Origin of the sequence: Acaryochloris thomasi RCC1774, from assembly GCF_003231495.1 — a bacterium.
Taxonomy (GTDB): Bacteria; Cyanobacteriota; Cyanobacteriia; order Thermosynechococcales; family Thermosynechococcaceae; genus RCC1774.
In genome coordinates this window covers 497,216-517,826 of sequence record NZ_PQWO01000002.1, presented here as the reverse complement: position 1 = coordinate 517,826, position 20,611 = coordinate 497,216, and the positions used below count along the sequence as shown (strand labels likewise).

20 protein-coding genes and 1 pseudogene are annotated in these 20,611 nt (G+C 51.7%); 16 read left to right on the top strand and 5 right to left on the bottom strand.

The window, feature by feature from the left end; genetic code table 11:
- The first annotated feature begins 110 nt into the window (after positions 1 to 110).
- The 10 genes from ftsH (at position 111) to C1752_RS05425 (ending at position 10,355) form a co-directional block, all read left to right on the top strand.
- Entirely contained in the window at positions 111 to 2,006 is a 1,896-nt protein-coding gene (gene ftsH, locus C1752_RS05470) for an ATP-dependent zinc metalloprotease FtsH (RefSeq protein WP_110985011.1), read from the top strand.
- Between the two features lie 161 nt (positions 2,007 to 2,167).
- Complete coding sequence (locus tag C1752_RS05465; protein WP_110985010.1) at positions 2,168 to 3,547, top strand: HD domain-containing phosphohydrolase; 1,380 nt, start codon at positions 2,168 to 2,170, stop codon at positions 3,545 to 3,547.
- A 330-nt stretch (positions 3,548 to 3,877) separates the two neighbouring features.
- Complete coding sequence (locus tag C1752_RS05460; protein ID WP_110985009.1) at positions 3,878 to 5,110, top strand: GNAT family N-acetyltransferase; 1,233 nt, start codon at positions 3,878 to 3,880, stop codon at positions 5,108 to 5,110.
- Positions 5,110 to 5,988, top strand: a complete 879-nt coding sequence (locus tag C1752_RS05455) for a PhzF family protein (protein ID WP_110985008.1) — start codon at positions 5,110 to 5,112, stop codon at positions 5,986 to 5,988. Before C1752_RS05460 ends, C1752_RS05455 begins: the two co-directional genes overlap by 1 nt.
- Positions 5,985 to 6,482 (top strand): Holliday junction resolvase RuvX, encoded by a 498-nt coding sequence (gene ruvX / locus C1752_RS05450; protein WP_110985007.1) that lies wholly within the window; start codon positions 5,985 to 5,987, stop codon positions 6,480 to 6,482. Before C1752_RS05455 ends, ruvX begins: the two co-directional genes overlap by 4 nt.
- Positions 6,472 to 7,020, top strand: a complete 549-nt coding sequence (locus C1752_RS05445; RefSeq protein ID WP_233501369.1) for a DUF3727 domain-containing protein — start codon at positions 6,472 to 6,474, stop codon at positions 7,018 to 7,020. Before ruvX ends, C1752_RS05445 begins: the two co-directional genes overlap by 11 nt.
- Positions 7,021 to 7,022: 2 nt before the next feature.
- Positions 7,023 to 8,135 (top strand): endolytic transglycosylase MltG, encoded by a 1,113-nt coding sequence (gene mltG, locus C1752_RS05440; RefSeq protein WP_110985005.1) that lies wholly within the window; start codon positions 7,023 to 7,025, stop codon positions 8,133 to 8,135.
- A gap of 37 nt (positions 8,136 to 8,172) precedes the next feature.
- On the top strand, positions 8,173 to 8,688 hold the full coding sequence (locus C1752_RS05435) for a YqeG family HAD IIIA-type phosphatase (protein ID WP_110985004.1): 516 nt from the start codon (positions 8,173 to 8,175) through the stop codon (positions 8,686 to 8,688).
- A 211-nt stretch (positions 8,689 to 8,899) separates the two neighbouring features.
- Complete coding sequence (gene fghA / locus C1752_RS05430) at positions 8,900 to 9,742, top strand: S-formylglutathione hydrolase (RefSeq protein ID WP_110985003.1); 843 nt, start codon at positions 8,900 to 8,902, stop codon at positions 9,740 to 9,742.
- 82 nt (positions 9,743 to 9,824) lie between these two features.
- Complete coding sequence (locus tag C1752_RS05425) at positions 9,825 to 10,355, top strand: phycobiliprotein lyase (protein WP_158535020.1); 531 nt, start codon at positions 9,825 to 9,827, stop codon at positions 10,353 to 10,355.
- A 9-nt stretch (positions 10,356 to 10,364) separates the two neighbouring features.
- Here C1752_RS05425 and C1752_RS05420 read toward each other — a convergent pair whose 3' ends face one another.
- Positions 10,365 to 11,075, bottom strand: a complete 711-nt coding sequence (locus C1752_RS05420; RefSeq protein ID WP_110985001.1) for a hypothetical protein — start codon at positions 11,073 to 11,075, stop codon at positions 10,365 to 10,367.
- A 176-nt stretch (positions 11,076 to 11,251) separates the two neighbouring features.
- On the opposite strand from C1752_RS05420, the gene C1752_RS05415 reads away from it, so the two are divergent.
- Entirely contained in the window at positions 11,252 to 12,670 is a 1,419-nt protein-coding gene (locus tag C1752_RS05415; protein WP_110985000.1) for a serine/threonine protein kinase, read from the top strand.
- 47 nt (positions 12,671 to 12,717) lie between these two features.
- On the opposite strand, the gene C1752_RS05410 is transcribed toward C1752_RS05415, so the two are convergent.
- Positions 12,718 to 13,992 (bottom strand): DUF4912 domain-containing protein, encoded by a 1,275-nt coding sequence (locus C1752_RS05410; RefSeq protein WP_110984999.1) that lies wholly within the window; start codon positions 13,990 to 13,992, stop codon positions 12,718 to 12,720.
- A gap of 287 nt (positions 13,993 to 14,279) precedes the next feature.
- On the opposite strand from C1752_RS05410, the gene C1752_RS05405 reads away from it, so the two are divergent.
- Positions 14,280 to 14,915 carry a DUF8619 family protein gene (locus tag C1752_RS05405; protein ID WP_110984998.1) on the top strand — a complete coding sequence of 212 codons (636 nt, stop codon included), beginning with the start codon at positions 14,280 to 14,282 and terminating at the stop codon, positions 14,913 to 14,915.
- A 21-nt stretch (positions 14,916 to 14,936) separates the two neighbouring features.
- Here C1752_RS05405 and C1752_RS05400 read toward each other — a convergent pair whose 3' ends face one another.
- On the bottom strand, positions 14,937 to 15,476 hold the full coding sequence (locus C1752_RS05400) for a YraN family protein (RefSeq protein ID WP_110984997.1): 540 nt from the start codon (positions 15,474 to 15,476) through the stop codon (positions 14,937 to 14,939).
- Between the two features lie 145 nt (positions 15,477 to 15,621).
- Between C1752_RS05400 and C1752_RS05395 the strand changes: the two genes are divergently transcribed.
- Entirely contained in the window at positions 15,622 to 16,131 is a 510-nt protein-coding gene (locus C1752_RS05395; protein ID WP_110984996.1) for a pentapeptide repeat-containing protein, read from the top strand.
- 105 nt (positions 16,132 to 16,236) lie between these two features.
- Here C1752_RS05395 and C1752_RS05390 read toward each other — a convergent pair whose 3' ends face one another.
- Positions 16,237 to 17,463 (bottom strand): GNAT family N-acetyltransferase, encoded by a 1,227-nt coding sequence (locus tag C1752_RS05390; protein ID WP_110984995.1) that lies wholly within the window; start codon positions 17,461 to 17,463, stop codon positions 16,237 to 16,239.
- Between the two features lie 47 nt (positions 17,464 to 17,510).
- Between C1752_RS05390 and C1752_RS05385 the strand changes: the two genes are divergently transcribed.
- The 3 genes from C1752_RS05385 (at position 17,511) to C1752_RS05375 (ending at position 20,379) form a co-directional block, all read left to right on the top strand.
- Positions 17,511 to 18,320 carry a class I SAM-dependent methyltransferase gene (locus C1752_RS05385; protein WP_110984994.1) on the top strand — a complete coding sequence of 270 codons (810 nt, stop codon included), beginning with the start codon at positions 17,511 to 17,513 and terminating at the stop codon, positions 18,318 to 18,320.
- 145 nt (positions 18,321 to 18,465) lie between these two features.
- Entirely contained in the window at positions 18,466 to 19,800 is a 1,335-nt protein-coding gene (locus tag C1752_RS05380; RefSeq protein ID WP_110984993.1) for an adenylosuccinate synthase, read from the top strand.
- Positions 19,801 to 19,839: 39 nt separating this feature from the next.
- Complete coding sequence (locus C1752_RS05375; protein WP_110984992.1) at positions 19,840 to 20,379, top strand: DUF6886 family protein; 540 nt, start codon at positions 19,840 to 19,842, stop codon at positions 20,377 to 20,379.
- Here C1752_RS05375 and C1752_RS05370 read toward each other — a convergent pair.
- Positions 20,376 to 20,522, bottom strand: a pseudogene (locus C1752_RS05370) (type II toxin-antitoxin system VapC family toxin); the annotation flags it as partial. The gene C1752_RS05375 and the pseudogene C1752_RS05370 overlap by 4 nt on opposite strands.
- Positions 20,523 to 20,611 lie beyond the last annotated feature (89 nt).

Here is a 20,611-nt window from a genome sequence, read left to right as displayed (position 1 = left end):
TACATGCTTGATGGCTTGAAACCGTGCATTTGCCAACATTTGGCTCTATTAAATCGGTCCAATAAGTTAAGTAGATAGACCGTACTTTACCGTTACTCACAACCTTAGATATGTCAGTTAACAACAAGCCCAAACGACCACAGTTCACCCTGCTCGGGCGAATTCTACTTTTCCTTCCGGCGGTCCTCATTATCGCCAATCTTGTTCTGACGCTTAACTCAGCACCCCAGATGTCGCGTGTTCCCTACAGTTTTTTCATTGAGCAGGTTCAAGATGGTGATGTGGCCCGTGTTTCAGTCGGTCAAGATCAGATTCGCTACCAGCTTAAAGAAGGAGCTGAGCAAGCGGAGCAGACCTTTGCCACTACACCTATTTTCGATTTAGAACTGCCTAAACTTTTAGAGTCCAAAGGCGTTGAGTTCGCAGCAACACCGCCACCTGCTAACCGATGGTTTACAACGCTATTGGGCTGGATTATTCCCCCCATTCTATTCGTGGCGATCTTTCAGTTCTTTAGTCGTCGAGGCGGTGCAGGCGGTCCCCAAGGTGCGCTTTCTGTAACCAAGAATAAAGCGAAGGTCTATGTCGAAGGGGATGACAACAAGGTCACATTCGATGATGTGGCAGGTGTAGACGAATCAAAGGTCGAGCTCGAAGAAGTTGTGGAATTTCTTCAGGCACCCAAGCGGTTCAATGATATTGGGGCCAAGATTCCCAAGGGTGTGTTGCTGGTGGGTCCTCCAGGAACGGGTAAAACATTGTTGGCGAAGGCAGTAGCCGGTGAAGCGGGCGTTTCTTTCTTCAGTATTTCTGGCTCTGAGTTTGTGGAGCTATTTGTTGGCTCAGGTGCAGCACGGGTTCGTGATTTGTTTGAGCAGGCGAAGAAGAAAGCCCCCTGCATCATCTTTATTGATGAGTTAGATGCCATTGGTAAGTCCCGCAGCGGCGGCAATGGCATGATGGGCGGTAATGATGAGCGAGAGCAAACCCTCAATCAGCTATTGACTGAGATGGATGGCTTTAATGCTGGTGACGGTACGGTGATCGTGCTGGCGGCCACGAATCGGCCTGAAACGTTAGACCCTGCTTTGTTAAGACCCGGTCGTTTTGACCGACAGGTATTAGTGGATCGCCCTGATGTCAGTGGCAGACTAGCCATCCTTGATATCTATGCTCAAAAGGTGAAGCTGGGGGATGATGTTGATTTAGATGCGATCGCAACTCGTACCCCAGGTTTTGCCGGTGCCGATCTTGCGAACTTAGTGAACGAAGCCGCTCTCTTAGCCGCCCGCCGCAATAGCAAGACAGTGCAGGCCGAAGACTTTTCTGAGGCCATTGAGCGCGTGGTTGCGGGTCTAGAGAAAAAGAGCCGAGTTCTCAACCCTAAAGAGAAAGAAATCGTGGCCTATCACGAAGTCGGTCATGCTCTTGTGGGAGCCACCATGTCAAGCTCAGATAAAGTCGAAAAAATCTCCATTGTTCCTCGCGGTATGGCGGCACTGGGTTACACGCTCCAAGTCCCCACAGAAGATCGGTTCCTCTTAAATGAAGATGAGCTACGCGGCCAGATTGCGACTCTACTAGGCGGACGAGCAGCGGAGGAAGTCATCTTCGGCAATATCACGACTGGAGCCTCTAACGATCTACAGCGGGCCACAGACCTTGCTGAGCAGATGGTGACCAGCTACGGAATGAGTGAAGTTCTCGGTCCACTAGCCTACGACAAGGGACAGCAAAACAACTTCCTTGGGGGAGGCATGAGCTCTCGTCGCATGGTTAGTGAGCAAACCGCAAACGCCATTGACAAAGAGGTGAAAGGGATTGTTGAGGAAGCTCATCAAAAGGCACTTGACATCCTCAAGAACAATGAAAGCCTCTTGAAGTCGATTTCGACTCAGCTTCTCGAGAAAGAGGTCATCGAAGGAGAACAACTGGACCATTGGCTAAAGCAAGCAGGCTCTAAGCAAGAAGAATCACACGTCGATTCAGAAGCCCTAGCCTCCTAATTCAAACCCCAAAAGCGCTCTCATCCGGGGGCGCTTTTTTATGACAAAAATTGACTTTGTTCTTGAGACCCAATCCTGATGGATTGGGCTAGAAAAATGAGAAGAGCGCCCAAAGATGTAAACATATGTTAAATTACAAGTAAGCTTGCCATTATTACCTTATGCAGCCAGAGTCTACTCTCAATCAGCTCAAGGCGTCACTCCCGTCCGGTCAACTGCCGTCGAGCTACGGTGTGTACTTCAAAAACACGTTGGTAGCACTCTGCCATGCACTAGAAGACCATATTCTGGATCACTGTAGTGATGACCCAGCTCAGCAGCCTTTAGTTCTAGTAACCTTTCAGCAGGGGAAATGGTATCTGCAAGAAGCCGATCGCTATTTGGACATTGCCCGCTGCTCCAGTGAAGTTGCGATCGCGGCCATGCCCGACAGCGGCTTTGCCAAACACCCCACTGGACAGCTTGAGAATGTCTCCCTCGTTCACCTTGACCCAGACGATAGCTTCGTAAACGAGTGGAACTTAGTGATTGTCGCGCCGGGGTATACCTCAATGGTGCTCTGTCACGAGCTATCAGAGGTCGATTATCAAGCTCAAAACAAACCTGAAGCTGATGTTGAACGAAAGTTTTATGGGCTGTGGACCTTTGACAGAGCACAGGTTGAGCAGGCGGCAAAAATTCAAATCGAACGAATGCGTCCCTACGATGCACCGCTGGCCGATCGGCTACTAGAGCGATGTCAGCAGATCAGCGCCTCTAGCAACGTTGCGCCTGTGGACTTGAGCGGCGTCGTCTCACGCATCGTTTCCTATCTGCAAAGTAGTCAAGAGCAAATCGTCACCGTTAGCCGTCAAACTCGAGAGTTTTGGGAGTTAGAAGGGCAGGCGCTGCGCTTAAATCGCAACCTCTCTGCAAACAAATTACAAGCATTCTTACGAATGGCCCAGCGGGTTGATGAACGTGACCCCGCTAATCCGGTCGCCTCACTTCAGGTCTCCGCAATTGCGGAGACCTTAGGCCAGATGCTGGACTTACCCACGATTAAACTCAGACGTTTACGGTTAGCGGGTTTGTTATTTCGTGTCGGACTATCAGAAGCCCCCGCCGCAGTATTTACTGAGCTAGCCAGCGACCTAGAAGACTCTACCCGGACACTCTGGCGAGGTCGGGCTGTCTTAGGTGCTCAACTGCTGGGCGCAATGCGAGAACTAGAGCCATCTGCCAAAATTGTGCGACATCAACAGGAATATTGGGACGGCAGCGGTCGTCCCGATGGCCTGCAGGGAGAAGAGATCCCCATTGAGGCTCGAATTCTGGGTCTTGCAGTTCGTTTTCAAGAGTTGACGCAAGCAAGAGGTTCGAGGGATGCCTTGGATCTCAGTGATGCATTAGAAAAATGCCAAGCCCATAGTGGAACTCGCTATGAACCAAACTTAGTCGAGACGCTAGGGAACGTCGTGCGACTGACCGAAATGGGATTGATGCAGCTCCCAAGTCAACCCAGTCAGGTACCGAAGGTATGGCTAGAAGAGACCGTCTAGAATCTGGCGCTTTGTCCACTTCAGTGGTCGAGTCTTTCTCTTTTGAGACAGTAGTGTCTCTCCGTACTATCTTCAGCCACAATTTCCATATACAGAACGACTCTTTTATCGAGAAAGGCCTGTCGCTGTTAGCGCTGTGCACGTCCACTTCAGGCAACCGACTTTTTGCTTTTTCATAGAAGATTCAGATACGATAGAGACTAGGCATATATTTCTACAGTCAGCCCTTTAATGCTTAGGCAATCTCAAGCTGTCAATTTCAGCTTCACTGGGCGAGACTGAGTTTGATAATCGAGACCACCTCCGTAACCAGCATGGATTGCAATCTGTATGATCTCTTTGTCACCTCGCACAGATGCCACCGTTCGTCCCGTTCAATACCGTGATCTAGCGACGGTAGAGGCACTGCTGGCCACCGAACGGGAACAATCCAACATTGGACTTTTTTCAGAAACGGAGCCAAATATTGGCTCTATTCAGCAGTGGGGTACTCTGCTGAAGCTGCTGCGGGGGCTACCGAATCAGCTCTCTCACCTATTACAGACCTATGTATTAGAGCAGTCCCATCACGTTTCTGGCGTTATTCAAGTTTCTCCCTTCAATCAGACCCGCACCACCTGGCGCGTCAATCACATCAGTGTCGATCCGGGTGTGGGCGCACAGGAAGGTGGCACACAGCTCCTCAAGCACTGTCTGCAGGCCATCTGGGAAGCTCGCACCTGGCTCGTCGAGGTGGGGGTCAACCACAACGCCAGCCTCGGGCTTTATCGTCACAACGGGTTTCAACCCCTCGCACAAATTACTTACTGGTCTCTATCCTCCGACAAACTTCAGCAGTTGGCCGCCCGCGACCCTGTTTTTCCGAACCTGCTACCGGTCAGCAATGCGGATGCAGCCCTCCTGTGTCAACTCGACACCGCCTCTATGCCACCTCTGGTTCGACAGGTCTTTGATCGCCACGTTCAGGACTTCAAAACCAATCTTCTAGGAGGGTTGATCACAAAGATCAGGTGCCGACTCAATCAGATTGAGCCAGTGCGAGGTTACGTATTCGAACCCCAGCGAAAGGCAGCAATCGGCTACTTTGAAGTCTGCCTCTGCCGCGATGGGACTCAGCCTCACCAGGCTCGGCTCACGGTTCATCCGGCCTATACCTGGCTCTATCCTGAGCTGCTGGCCCACATGGCCCATCTCACTCAAAAGATGCCCCCAGCTCCGCTCTCCCTCTCTTCCACCGACTACCAACCCGAGAGAGAAGAGTACCTTGAGCAAATTGAGGCCATGCGGGTGGAGCAAACGCTGCTGATGTCTCGCTCCGTTTGGCACAAGCTGCGGGAGTCGCGGACGCTGTCCCTTGAAGGACTGCAGCTCACAGATGTTTGGCAAGGACTGCAGCCCAAGCAAACCCCAGTCCCAGGGCGGATGTCGTGGCTAAAGCCAGGGCCTGAAGGCTGGAGCCCGAGGATTCATCCTTCCACAGATGAGCCAGCCTCGAAGAATCGTCAGACACCCGAGCGTTCTCGACGGCCTGATCGTGACTTACCGGATCCGCCTAGCTGCTGATGACCTCTGGTTCTCCACCGCTATCGCTTTACTGGGTTGATGCGTTTACGCGTACGCCCTTCATGGGCAACCCTGCCGTCGTCGTTCCTGAGGCCGACGCTCTAGATGACACGCAGATGCAGCAGATAGCCCGAGAGGTGAATTGCTCAGAGACGGCGTTTGTGACGCCTGCTCGACAGCCTGAGGCCGACTTCCAACTGCGTTGGTTCACGCCCACCCAGGAGGTCGAACTGTGCGGCCATGCCACTATTGCCACGCTGCACACATTGGCTGAACTGGGTCGATTTAACCTACGGCCCCAAACCAACCAAATTCTTTACTTAGAGACCCACACGGGTCTGTTGGCAGTGACGATCGACTACTTCACAGCAGTCCCTTGGGTTTGGCTCACGCTGCCGCTGTGTGACTTCCAAGCTGTTACCCCAGAGGTTACCGCTCAACTAACGCAGATCCTCGGTATTTCGGGACGGCCCCAGTCTCTCGTTGATTCCCTCAATCAGGACGTGCTAATCGCTGTCGAGACTCTCCAGGAGCTACACCAACTCACCCCAGACCTCCGACAGCTCGCCCACCTTGGTCAGCAAAACCACTGGCGTGGCATCTGCGTTTACACGACAGAAACAGTGGACCCACTCCATGCCGCTCACTCTCGTTTCTTTGCGCCACAGTCCGGTATTGATGAAGACCCGGTTACAGGGTCAGCCAACGGTCCACTGGCGCTGCTTCTCTCTCAGACAGGCACGCAGGACGCATCTATGATCATGGAACAGGGAGACTGCCTACAGCGCCCAGGACGCATCAAAATTCAGTTCGATAAAGAGAGTCTCAAGTTAGGGGGACAGGCCGTTACTGTAATGCAGGGAGAGATGCGAGTGTGATTTCGGCACTGGGACTAGATCTTGGGCATCGGCGGATCGGAGTGGCAGGTTGCGATCGCACCGGCCTCATTGCCACCGGCCTCACCACCATTCACCGCACCACCTTTGTTCAGGACACAGCCCAACTCCAGCACTGGGTGCAGGAACGTCAGGTGGAGATTCTAGTCGCTGGACTGCCCTACAACATGGACGGTCAAGTTGGGAAACAGGCCCGCCGAACGCAGAAATTGGCCCGCCGGTTTGCCGCCGCGCTGCAGCTGCCACTGGAGTACATGGATGAACGCCTTACCTCCTATGAAGCTGAGCTCATGATGCAGGCCGAGCACATTAGTCCTTCAGAGAATAAAGGGATGGTGGACCGTAAAGCTGCAGCCTTAATTTTGCAGCAGTGGCTCGATCAAAAACGACAGCAGCCCCCATCTCATGAGAAGATTGCTCCTGAACAGGCTAGCATCGGCACATTGAAGGCCAAGGAGCATGGAAATGGAAAGTGACACCATTACCCTGACGGATGAAGCAGGGCGTTCACTGGTCTGCCAAATGGAAATGTCAGTGAAGCTTGGGGACGCATCCTATGCACTCTTGAGTCCCGCTGATTATCCCGTGGATATTTTTGCCTGGATGGAAACAGACCAGGACGAAGAAATGCTGGTGCCCTTAGAAGACTCCGAGCTAGGGGACGTGTTTGCAACGGCTGAAGCCGTTCTAGCAGAGCAGAACCTCAAGCTGCAGCGATCGGCTCTATCGCTAACGGCGGCGGGGGATCTGCCAGAGGTTGATGAAGAGCAGCTTCTCGTCCTTGAGCTTGAGGGCGCAAGCGAAACGGATGAACCAGATGAGTATCAGCTCTTGGCAACGTTCTATCACGACGAACAGGAGTACGCGATTTATACCCCGATTGAACCCGTTCTCTTTGTGGTGCGCCTGCAGAAAGATAATCAGCCAGAACTTCTTTCTCCTGAAGAATTTAAGGCAATTCAACCCCAGCTACAGCCCCTTTTTGAAGAACAGATGATCGACGACATTGACTAACGATGCCTAATGTCCGCAAAAAGAGGGAACCGTCCGACTCAAAGCGCAAGCCTTCGTCTTACGTATTCCGCCTCAGCATTGGCCTTTTAGGACTTGGCCTAGCCGCGGTGGCAGGCGCTGGAACCACTTGGCTGTGGTGGCAGTCCGCCATTGCACCGACGGCGCAGACCGCCTCTGAAAATCGCCAGAGCCAGAAGATTCAGGTTCAAATTCCACAGGGCACCTCTGCACAGCAAATCGGGCTGCTTCTGCAGAAGGCAGGCTTGATTCGATCGCAAAACGCCTGGAAACTATGGACCCGATGGTCACTGCTTCAGGATTCTCAGGCGGGTTTTCAGGCGGGCACCTACCAGCTCTCGACTCAGGATCCTCTAGACACGATTGCCCAAACCATCTGGACCGGCAAGGTGCTAGAAGATAGCTTCACGATCCCTGAAGGATGGTCGATGAAGCAGATGGCTCAATACTTTGAAACCCAGGAATGGTTTACGGCCCCTGAGTTTTTAGAGGCAGCAAAACAGGTTGATCGAGAACGTTATCCTTGGCTCCCAGAAGATCTTCCGTTCTTAGAGGGGTTCCTTTACCCAGACACCTATCAAATCCCTACAGATCAGCGCACACCGAAAGCTACCATCAACGTCATGCTGCAGCGCTTCGAGCAGATTGCCCTGCCCGTTTATGAACAGCAGCCGGAGGATCGGCCCAGCTTGTTAGATTGGGTCACCCTTGCCAGCATCGTTGAGCAGGAGTCAGTGGTAGACGAAGAACGAACCGAAATTGCCGGCGTTTTTTGGAATCGCCTGCGGCAGGGCATTACATTGGGAGCCGATCCAACCGTTGAATATGGCCTAGGCATCACCCAAACCCCCGATCAACCTCTCACCTATGCCCAAGTCAAACGACCATCGCCCTACAACACCTACATTAACCCGGGCCTCCCTCCCACACCGATTGCCAGCCCTGGGATCGCAAGCCTGAAGGCCACTCTAAATCCAGCCACAACGGATAATCTTTACTTTGTTGCCCGCTATGATGGAACCCATGTTTTTAGCCGAACCCTCACCGAGCACGAACGTGCGATCGCATCTATTCGCAAGCAGAGAAATGCCCAGTAGTCTTGGGTAGACCACTTATGTCGTAACGGGTTCAGCCATGTACTCACCTGGATTTGTGTCATTACTGCAGCCGGACCTGGTCCTTGGGGGGCGTGTTCTCGAACTGACGCCAGAGAGACTCAAGCGCCTCGGCCTGCGAGGTCTAGTCCTAGATGTCGATGACACCATTGTCTCCACGAAAGAGCGAGACCTCTCCCCCGACTTTCTCTCTTGGCTAACAGAGATCAACCAAGCGGTTCAGGTTTCCCTGGTGAGTAACAACATCAATCGCAGCCGCATCTCTCGCATCGCCGACAGCTTAGACCTGCCCTACGCCTTTGGAGCAGCCAAACCTTCTCGGCGCAAGCTCCGTCCCGTCGTTACTCAGATGGCTCTGCCCTTTGAGCAAGTGGCAATGGTGGGCGATCGCATCCTTACAGACGTTGTAGCCGGCAACAGATTAGGCATGTTTACGATTCTCGTAGATCCTGTTGCCAAAGCCAGTCTTCTAAGAACCTTAGAACTGAGAGTCTTTCGCAGCCTAGGCTCAGCCACCGAAACGCCAACACAATAATTTACAAAACATTGCACTCTCTTTACTTTCCGAAATATAAAGAAAATATTATAGAAGCCCAAGTTATAAACAAGATCGGTAATACTTATAGTATTGAAATGGAGCTAGCCAAATAAAAGCTCTAAACATAAATGACTTAAATATTTGAATAAAGGGTCAGTTCTTGCTTGCAGGGGCTGGCCCTTTATTCATGGAAAGTATCGAGAGGATTATGTCAGACGCTATCTGCACTCGGGAATATGCCTGCTTCGGGGGCACCGTCGGCTACTATGAGCATCCCTCGCAGACCTGCCAGACAACCATGCGGTTTTCCGTCTATCGCCCTTCTCGCAGAGGCCCAGTGCCGGTTCTATACTTTCTGTCGGGCCTCACCTGCACGGAAGAGAACTTTATGGTTAAGGCCGGTGCCCAGCGCTATGCCGCCGAATATGGACTAATGCTAGTGGTCCCTGATACTAGTCCGCGCGAGACTAACACTCCAGGAGAGTCTGACGCCTGGGATTTAGGCACCGGCGCTGGTTTCTACGTCAATGCCACCCAGGCCCCTTGGCAGAAACACTATCAGATGTATAGCTATGTGGTTAATGAGCTGCCTGCTCTTATTGCTCAGTCCTTCTCGATTCAGTCCTCCGCTGGCATCTGTGGCCACTCGATGGGGGGGCATGGGGCGCTTGTGTGCGGCTTGAGGAATCGCGATCGCTATCGGTCCATCTCAGCCTTAGCTCCCATCGCAGCTCCCATGCAGTGCCCGTGGGGAAAGAAGGCGCTCACTCAATACTTAGGTTCTGACCAGACAACATGGCACGACTATGACGCTAGCCAGTTAGTGCTGACCCACTCAGATGAACGCCCCATTTTGATTGACCAGGGCGCTGAGGATGAATTCCTCACCCAAGGGCAACTGCTGCCGGAGGTTTTCAAAAAAGCCTGCCAACAAACCGGACAGCCTCTAACGCTACGGATGCATCCAGGCTATGACCACAGCTACTACTTCATTGCAACCGTCATTGGCGACCATATCCGACATCATGCGAAAGCGCTCGGAGCAGTATAGGAGCTCATATACGTAGCGCAAACGGCGACCAAAAGGGAGTCATAGCCCCCTTACAATGGTTGAGAACGCTTCAGGATACTGCATGGATATCCACTCTTTTTTTCAGCTCAGCCTTGGCCGATGGTTGGTGCAGCGAACGAGCTATAGCTTCGTCACTCAGAATTCATCGATGAAAACGGGCGAGCAGAGTCTTGAGCCACTCGAAGCGTTAGATCCTCGCATTCTTCAGATTTGCAGTGAAGCTGAGATAGATTCGGCATTAGCGCAAGAGGGCCTTACTGTGACCTGGAAAGAGACGACTCTGGGGCAGCCTCCTCAGCCACAACAGATCGCCATTGTAGTCCCGGCGGTCCAGAGCACTCAACATGGAGTCTTGTTGCGGTCTAATCCCCTGCTTCTGTCTGCATATATTCTGGGTCAAGATCGATCGCTCACGCTGACCCAAGCAACAGCAGAACGTCATAGTCAGGAGAGGATTTGGTTCGCAAGCGACAATTTGCGATTGCGTACAACCTTGGTTCACGCCAAGGGACGCTGTCTGTTGAGTACTTTTTGCTCTGAGGTTCGTCTAGGCGTTAAGCCAGAGACCTCTAACGCTGGAGTGATGATTTAGACGAGTGAGTCACTCTGCGTTTGCAATTGCGGCTAGCTTTGTATACAGCTCAGAGGGCCTGGAAATAGGGGTAAAACAGTGAATAGGGTCGGCGGCGGCACTGATACGGCCAACGGTTCGACAGATATCCGAACGGTCGATGGCGTGAGCTAGCCAACCTTCAGGGGCTTCTTCCTTTGTTCGAGCCGCTGGTTCTAGCAGCCGTTCATCCGCGTCTGGCTGAGCAACGTCGGCAGGGAATGGATCTGCTCCCTTGATGGCGGCTTCCTGAGCATCTTCTTGCTCTAACGGTTCTGGACGGATTGGAGAAGTCTGCTCCCTTAATGGCGGCTCCTCAGAAACGGCCAAAATTTCATCCATGAAGGTCGACAGGAATTTATGGGAATTTCGCGGTTCTTGGACAGAGGTGGGAACCTGCAGCAAGCTCAAAAATGTTTGAGGGCAATTGTGGCTGACCAATCGCTCAAATTCGCGGCTAAAGCGGTGGAGGGACTGACCTCGCCGTTTCCAGAGCTGGAGCAAATACTCTACAGACGCACTCTTATACCTTCCCTGATAAAGGGCTTCAATCAGCGCAGAACGGACCCAGTCAATGGGGTAAGAACGCAGCCATCGATCTAAAAGCTGCTCTCTGGTTTGCGCTTCATCTTGAAAGTTGTAGTAGGCCAGTAGTTTCTCGATGGCCTTAATAGTAGAGACTTCGGAGGTGGGTTCCGTCATGAATGCGTCCAGGAGTGAGAGAAGAAGACTTTTGCTATGGTAGCTGAGCACTTGCCACCATAGGTGTAGCCTTGTGACCAGTGTACAAAGTTTGTTGAATATAAGACAGCATCATTCATTACCCCCCTCTTTTTCCTTAACAAAGAAATAATAATCACCAGCAAGGGTTAGCAATCATGTTTGCGGCAGGTCAGGTTCTACAGGAACGCTACGTACTTCGTCGACCACTGGACAGAGTGCATAGCCACAATGATTTTCGACAAACGTGGTTAGCCGATGATCTAGGGGCAGCGGATAAGCCAGTCGTCCTAAAATTTTTACGCTTTGGGGGACGGAGTCAGTGGGCCGATCTAAAGCTTTTTGAACGGGAGGTTCGAGTACTTCGACAGCTCAATCATCCTCAGATTCCTCGATGTGGTGAGTCGTTTCATCTGCGGGAGCCGGTCGGGTGGATGGGGTTTGTCGAGACCTATATTGTGGGTGAATCGCTACAGACGTTGATGGATCAAGGCCGCCGATTTTCAGAAGCTGCAGTTCAATCAATTGCAGTGCAGGTGTTGGAGATTTTAGTTTATCTGCACGGGTGCAGTCCCCCCATTCTCCATCGAGACATCAAGCCCAGCAACTTAATTCTCACCCCCGCTCGTCAGGTCTATATGATTGATTTTGGGGCCGTGCAGGATCGCCCCCGCTCCGCCGGTCAATCGTTTACGGTGGTGGGCACCTATGGATATACACCAATGGAACAGTTTGGCGGTCAGACTGAACCGGCGTCTGATCTATATGCTTTAGGGGCAACGCTCATTCATCTGCTGGCAGGCGTTCCACCCGCAGAACTGGTGCAGGCGGATCTACAGATTTCGTTTTGCGATCGCATCTCAACCACCCCACACCTTTCTGACTGGTTGACCCAGATGACCGCACCGGCACTCGCCGATCGCTTTTGTTCAGCCACCCAAGCACTCACAGCCCTCAGAACACCAACAAACCCTCCGATTCTAGAACCACCCCAATCGCGCATCCTGCTGCAGCCCTCCTCCGCTAGCTTGATAGTTTCAATTCCAGCCCTGATTACACTCAAAACAATGGCGTGGCTAGAGCTAACTTTATTGGGTGCCTTAATGGGGGGGACGCTCTTGGTACTGCTTCCTTTTGGGTTCCAAAGTCTGATCACGGCCTCCCGCTCCCTTGACTTTGCGACCATGGGAGCAAGTCTATTGCTATCTGTACTGGGCGGAATCATCGTTTCACTACTGCTGCTCACCTTGAAGCGCTTGCTTGGAGCAACTCAATTAACCTTCACGACAGATACAGTTACCGCACAGTACAGTCTCTGGGGTCTTCCCTATCGTCAGCGACGCTGCCGCCTTTCTCCAGGAACAAACTTGAAAGTACTGCCCTTTAGCTCCACAGATGCCACAGTCATCATCGTGCCCCTCTCAACAGAAGAAACTTCGAGTGATACTAATACGAAGCCATCGACGATACAACCCATAACTCTTGCGGAGAAGCTCTCCCTCGCAGAAGGTGAATGGTTAGCGCAAGAAATACAAAACTGGCGACGAGAACATCAGAGCAATGTTCAATCTCAATAAAAAAGCCGCAGGTTAACCTGCGGCTTTTCACTCAATCTAAAGAAGCACTACACCAGCCATTCCAGAAGGGCAGCTTCCTTCGTATTCGTATGCCGATGCGGCGTTTCACGAGTGAACTTCATGTGAATCGACCGATTCTGTTCACCGTCTGCGGCCACAGCCAAGATCGGATAATCAATCAGACCATCTTGGAAAGACATTTGATAACGGAAAGTACCATCAGGATTAAGTCGAATAGGTGTCCCGCCAATGGTGACCGTAGCATCAGGCTCAGTGGCACCGTAAACAATCAATTCAGCATCAGCCACCAACCAGAACTGGCGTGGACGAACGGGCGCAGCAGAAGCGGACCAAGCTCCCATACCAACACCAGACATGTTCATACCCATACCCATGCCAGAGGCCGTCGGCATTGCCCACATACCCACACCAGAAGGGAATACATAGGAGCTCAAGATATCTTCGTGGGACGGTGCAGGAGGCGCAACCGGAGCCTGCTGCATTGAACCGTACAGAGAACCTGCAACTCTCATTGCCTCAGCACTCTCAGCCATGCCGAAGATCTCTTCATAAATCGCGTTGCCGTTGCTCTGGGTCACAACCTTGCGGTCTGGTGGATTCAGCTCCGCAATCTGAGCGCCCCGCAGATCTTGATCCCAATCAACGGTGACGAACTGATCGTCCACCCAGTCAGAAGGATAGGTGGGCGGCACATGGACCGGCAGAGACCGAGCCAGCGTCAGCCACCGACCATCAGCACAGCGATAGCCAATTTCAGCGACATAGTCACGATCGCTCACCGGAATCGGCAGATACCACTCACGAGCGAGTTCATCACAGGGAAACTCTTGAACACTATGGGGAGCGCGAGTCGCAAGATCGATATCAGTCGAATCATACAAACGCAGGGCAAGCTGCTGCCCTCCCTGACTCCGCAGCTCCATTTTGTGCTCGTTGGGCACGTCCCAGTATGCATAAGCCCACTGAGGGTCGCGGGGCATCAGAACAACACGCGTTTCGCCGTAGCCTTCAGGCAAATCACCGATTCCTTCATCGACGGAAGCCAGAGATAAATCCTGGAGATCTTCCGATGACCCGAGATCAAACTTAGCCGCTTCAACTTTTTCCTGAGCAGGCATTTCAGCTTCGGATTGAGCATAGTGCCCCTGCAGAGCCGGTGATGACATCTGCTGAGCTTTCTGAATAGATTCCAGGAGCTGCTCCTTACGCATACGACTGTAGCGAGAAACACCATATTGACTCGCTACGCGCCGCAGTTGGCGAAGCGTCATTTGTTCTAGGGGCAAATTCTCTTGAGCCATAATCTCCTGAAACCTCTCTTCTCAAAACAGTTTTCGTTTCGCTCATCAAGCCTCAAGGCTCGGTGGGGATCGCTTATGTAACAAAATATGTCGTATTTAGCAGTTACTCGTCAAGAGCTATTGGCATTGACATTAAAGCGTTGCACGGAAAGTAGAGGGTTACGGGGATCATAAAGTCATGAAAACATGACTTTATGATCCCCGTCTTGATCCCCTTGTCAGTAACGGTGGACTGTTAGAGTGGAGTCTCAAAGAATTGCAGCAGGATAAGATTCGAGTTCACCGGAATGCTGGTTCCTATTACACGCGAAAAATTTGAGGAATTGATTCCAGTTGTTGCCACAGGCGCTCAGTACTCTTACTACTGGGGAAAGGGGCCCGATCTGCTGCGACGCTTTCTAATCTCGTTTTTAAGTTTGGTTGCCGTTTTCGCCATCGGCGGCTTCTTTGGTGGGGGGCTGCAACTCATCTTGGGTTTAGTTGCTGGCTTGTACTGGCTGTGGGCACCAGCCATGTGGGCAAGCCTACGCAACGGGAAATATCGCCGCCTAGGTTACAGCGGCTTTTGGCAAGGCCAAGTGTTAGATATTTTTGTTTCAGAAGAATTGATCGGCAAAGAGGAGACCGTGAATCAGCAGGGCGAGCTGGTCATTGTCGAGAACCGTGAGCGGCGAATCAACGTAGAGGTGGGGGATGAGAGTGGGTTTACCTTTCAGGTTCAGGCTCCCCTGAAGCGAACTCATAAATCCATCCGTCCGGGGGATGTGGCTGAAATGCTGATTCTTTCCAGCCGTCCTGATTTGAGCCAAGTCGAGAAGGTCTCAGATGCCTATCTACCGGACTCTGATCTTTGGGTAAGCGATTATCCTTGTCTGCGTCGTGACCTGTTTGTTGAGGTCAGTCGTCGTCTGGGCTATGAATAATTGGCGCGTTGATGGCTAGAGCTAGCCTGAAAATGCGGCCTCTAGATAGGTCGCCAGAGTCAGTGAATAATGCGCAACTTTGATGGTTTGCCCAAGAGCTAGCTCCTCAGGAAAGTTAGGCTCTCCCAATCTGCAGATCCTCTCCGCTTGAGCTGAAAGATGACGCAAGCGATCGGTCTGCACTTGAGAGGTCGTCTCTGTCGATGGTCTGCGTACACATCGCACCAGCGCGACATCGAACCGACAGGGTAGCTCGGCTAAATGGGGATGCTTTGCTAAAAAGGCTTGAGCTGTTTTCCAGAGCTTCATTTGTTTCGTTGGGGTAATGGCCAGCAAGCCATCTGCATCCCAATTGCCTCGGCTGCGGGTTTTGACCTCCACAAAGGCCAGCCACTCTTCTCCGGCTTCCCTGGGTTGGCGAGCGACAATATCGATCTCTCCCCAGCGGCTGTGCCACCCTTGGGCGACGAGCTGCCATCCTTGTTGCTGTAGCCATTGACCCACGAGCTGTTCGCCCAAATATCCAATGGTGAGCTGCTCTTTCTTTTTGTCGATAGACATTGATTTGGCTGAATTTGGCCAGTCTGGACTCAAACTCACCTTAGAGCATGCGCGTTGAAGAAGGATGCGTGACGGGGCCAGAGTCAGCTAGGATCAAAGGCGTAGGCCTGTATTAGGCACTTCATTAACGATCAGGATGAAGAATATGAATTTTTGGCACACATTCAGGCAAACGAAGTGGCTCCGGCAGATCGGAATGATCTGCTTCGGTTTGCTGCTGGTTTTGGGAATCATCACGAGACCTGTTGTGGCTGCTGACTACAACAAGGAAATTCTGCGAGATTATGATTTTGCCGATCAAGACTTAACCGGGGACAGCTTTACAAAGGCCGATCTCAAGGGCAGTAACTTTAGCGGTAGCGATCTGACCGGTGTTAGCTTTTTTGCAGCCAATCTTCAGGATGCTAATTTGAAGGGCGCAAACCTTTCTTTTGCCACCTTAGATAGCGCTCGGTTTGCTAAGGCAGATTTGACGAACGCTATTTTTGAAGGGGCGTTTGCCTACAGCGCTGAGTTTCGAGGGGCCGTCATTGACGGAGCAGACTTTACGGATGCAGGACTGTTGGGTGAGGCCCAGGATGTTTTATGTCAGGCAGCAAAGGGCACAAACCCGGTGACAGGGAGAGAGACACGCGACACGTTGGAATGCTATTAGGCTTACACCCGTCGAATCAGATGGGATGGGCTTGAGCTTGGGTTGCGATCGCAACTCCTATCCTTCCAGACAAGCCGATAGATCAATTGTTAGCGAAAAACCAGTTCAAAAGTGATCGCTCATCCAGGGGGACACTCCTGAAAAAAGGGTGCAGGCAGTAGCAAAAGTCTCTCTCCTCCCTGAGAGCCACCCCATCTGCTGCAGCTGCAGAGCCGTCATTAAACCAGAGTAGAGCGGCGCTAAACCCCTAACATCCATCTTTAAATCCCCACGCCCGCCACGGCTTACCTGTCCCTTACCACCCGAAACTTGGAGCGTGAAGAATCCTGTATTCGAGGGCAAAAGGTCGTCAACCACCTCTAAGTGCAACTCAGCCTCTACCCCCGTAGGGTAGCCCCGCAATTCCAATGCCTGAGCAACGTTGACAACACGAAGCAGCCAGCGTTCAAGGTGTTCAACACGGTAAATCTGCTCTTCCAGCAGCGACAAAAGCGGATTGACTGGGGAACCATACCAAAATAAGCGATCGGCTAATGAGCGATGATCCGCCACGAGCCTTAGAAATCGATGAGCTGCGGCTGCTGTTAATAGCACAAGATCTCTGACAATTAGACTGTAGGCCATTGGCTCAGATCTCTGCATCAGAATGACGTAGCCCTCCGGCGCAGAACGAGTCCCCAGCAGATAAGTATAAATCGGCTGATCTTTGTCATCTAGAATCGACGACCAAATGGCATCATTGCGCTCTAAGTTGCCATTGCTAGCCTGAGCCTGCTGGCGATAAAGATCAACCAGCAAAGCTGACTCAGGATTTTGGATGGGCATCAACGGCAATGTGTGATGGTCTCTAACAGCTTCCTGACTGCTGCAAAGACTGACCTGGTTGATGGGCAGGCTATAGCGACAAAAGCTACCTGCTTGCTCAAACCCCGCTCGACGATAAAGATGAGACGTAGAAGCATACAGAGACGCTAATGGCAGACCTTGTTCGTATAGTTCTTGGAGTGTATGCCGTAAAAGCGTTACCGCCGCGCCCTGCCCCCGACAATCTGGCACAGTTCCCACCGCCGCAATCCCCGTCATCGGCACAGCCTGTCCGCCATACCATTGCCCCATCGGATAAAGCCCCAGACCACCGACAACTCGCCCTGACTCTTGAATGACCCGAAAATTGGTCTGTCCCAACCGCTGAACATAGGTTTGCCAGTTCTCAAGGTCAGCATTGAAACATTGACTAATGATGCGACCTAACTCCAGCATCTGCTTAGCATTCTCAGGCAGTCCTACCTCGTAGACTTTATCTGTTCGAGATTCAACGTCAGGCTGTTGCATAACAATGGAATTGAGTATTTACCGTTTCATATCAGGGGGAGTAATTTTTGTCAGACTACATTCATGGCTACGATCTTGAAGAGCAGGCACGCTTGGTCGCTCAAGCAAACTACTGGCGAGAGCGTCTCATCCTGCGTGAAGTTGACTTTGCCGAGGGAGATGCCGTTCTGGAGCTGGGATGTGGCGTTGGAGCTGTGCTGGGGATTTTAGGACAGGCTTATCCCAGTCTAAGGCTGGCCGGGATTGATCTGCAGTCCACCCAAATTGACTATGCACGCAAGCACCTAGAGACTCTTGAACTAACAGCGGATTTACGCGTAGGTGATGCAAGCCAACTTCCTTGGGCTGAAAGCCAGTTTGATCAAGTCTGCACCACTTGGTTTTTAGAGCATTTACCTCAGCCAGAATTGGCCCTCAAAGAAGCGTATCGAGTCCTGCAACCTGGCGGCAGACTTTCCCTAACAGAGCCAGACTACATGAAGATCAGACCCTGGCCCGTCAACAGTGATTATGACTACTTAATTTCAAGCCTGTGTGATTTACTCATCCAATCTGGAGGTAGCCCAGCGATGGGGCCTCGTCTTGGCCCGCTGCTAGAATCTGCTGGGTTCAGTGAAGTGCGAAATCAGGCTTGGGGGTATCACTATTTTCAAACTACGGCGAATCAAGAGCTGAAAAAGTTTGTAGAGTACGTCGATGGTTGGCTAGCACCGACCGTCCCTCAAATTGCTCAGAAGCTAGGACGAGATCCACAACAGTTGGCGGCAGGACTAGACTTCTTGCGACAGCTACCACATCAACCAGACGGTGCCATAACCGCCACAATTTTTCGGGCCACAGGCCAGAAGCCTTTATAAAGCTGAGTTCTCAGCAGGACTAGGGCAAAATATCAACCGTTCTTAGGACTCGGTAAAGTCATGAACAGGTATCACCGGATTGACAGAAGCTCTACCCACTGACGATAATTGTTGTTTGTGAATAACGTCGCGTTTTTATAAACCTTTGGCTAACGTAGTTGTAATTGGCGCACAGTGGGGCGATGAGGGAAAAGGCAAGATCACCGATCTGCTCAGTCGCTCAGCAAATATGGTCGTTCGCTATCAAGGTGGGGTCAACGCTGGCCACACGGTAGTGGTCAAAGATCAGACCTTCAAGCTGCACCTCATCCCGTCAGGTATTCTTTACCCTGAAACAGAGTGCATTATTGGGTCAGGAACGGTGATTGACCCACAGGTTCTAATTCAGGAACTGGATACGCTCAAAGATCTGGGCATCTCCACGGAGAATCTGCTGATTTCAGAAGGGGCACATGTAACGATGCCCTATCACCGGATCATCGATGGCGCGGCAGAGAAAAAGCGAGGCGATCATAAGATCGGCACCACAGGGCGCGGTATTGGTCCCACCTACGCAGACAAATCAGAGCGCAATGGCATTCGAATTCTAGATCTGCTTGATTCAAAGGGGCTAGCGCAGCAGCTTGAGCGGGCGATTGAGAATAAAAATGTACTGCTCGAAAAACTGTATGAGCTGCCCCCCCTTGATCCAGAACAGGTAATTGAGGAGTATCGCGCCTATGCTGAGCGCCTGCGGCCCCACGTGGTTGATTGCTCACTCAAAATCTATGACGCAATTCAGAAGAAGCGCAATATTTTATTTGAAGGAGCACAGGGCACCCTTCTAGACCTCGACCACGGAACCTATCCCTACGTCACCTCTTCCAATCCGGTAGCGGGGGGGGCCTGTGTTGGAGCTGGCGTAGGCCCAACGATGATTGATCGCGTGATCGGAGTCGCGAAGGCTTATACAACCCGAGTGGGTGAAGGTCCATTCCCGACTGAACTCAAGGATGAAGTTGGGGAAATCTTGGGCGATCGCGGTGCTGAATTTGGAACGACGACCGGGCGACAGCGACGGTGCGGCTGGTTTGATGCTGTGATTGGTCGCTATGCGGTGCGCATCAATGGTCTAGACTGCTTAGCAATCACAAAGCTTGATGTTTTAGATGGCCTTGATGAGATCAAGGTCTGTGTCTCCTATGACATTGAGGGAGAGGCTTGTAATGACTTCCCGACCAACGCTCGCAAGTTTGCCCACTGTCGTCCGGTCTACAAGACGATGCCGGGGTGGAAGCAGTCCACTGAAGACTGCCGAAAGCTAGAGGATTTGCCTGCAGAGGCGCTGGACTATCTGAAGCTGCTGGCAGAGCTGATGGAGGTGCCGATTGCGATCGTGTCTCTAGGCGCAGCTCGTGATCAGACCATTATTGTTGAAGATCCGATTCACGGCCCTAAGCGAGCGCTATTGTATCCCCACAGCAATTTGAAGTCTGTTTAGGCATTCTCATAATCAATTTGCTCCCTATGATTGCGGGACATGTCCAATCGACTATTCCATTTCAGCGATGACAGTACGATTGAACTGTTTCGACCAAGATCTGTTCGTGTGTCGGTTGAACGTCCTAAAGGACTCGATCGGCTAAACGGCCCTTTGGTGTGGGCTATAGATGAATGGCACCAGCCGATGTACATATTTCCCAGGGAATGCCCGCGCATTCTTTTGTGGCGCAAAAAAAATACAACTGACAGAGATGCTGAAAAGTACTTCGGTTCCTCAACATTCAGGATGCTTGCCTATATCGAGAAGGGCTGGGAAGCAATGCTCAAAGAGGCGATAGTCTACCGATACGAGCTACCATGCCATACTTTTACCTCACTAGACGACGCTGGTATGTGGGTGAGCGATGAGACAGTTCATCCTATAGAAAAGCTTGCATATTCAGATCTTCCGAGGTGTTTACTGGAAGATGATGTTGAGCTTCGAGTTATTCCATCTTTAAGCGTTTTGAGAGATGCTTGGGATAGTAGTCTTCACGTAAGTGGTATCCGGCTAAGGAATGCAAACCAGCGGAGTTAGCGGCCAGTGACAGATGCCTCGACCAAACCAAAAGGTTCGACAAATGTGAGGAAGTCTCGGTCTGAGAGCAGCAGTAGCAGCTCATTCTCAATACAGAATGTGGCAATGATTACGTCTGCAGTTTTTCTGATAGTCATTTCTTTCGTCGAAGAGCGTCAGTGAGTCCATCACGAGGCCTGCATCTCTGGGGAGCGCGACTTTGGGTGATCGCTTATCATTGGTGTAAGCAGCT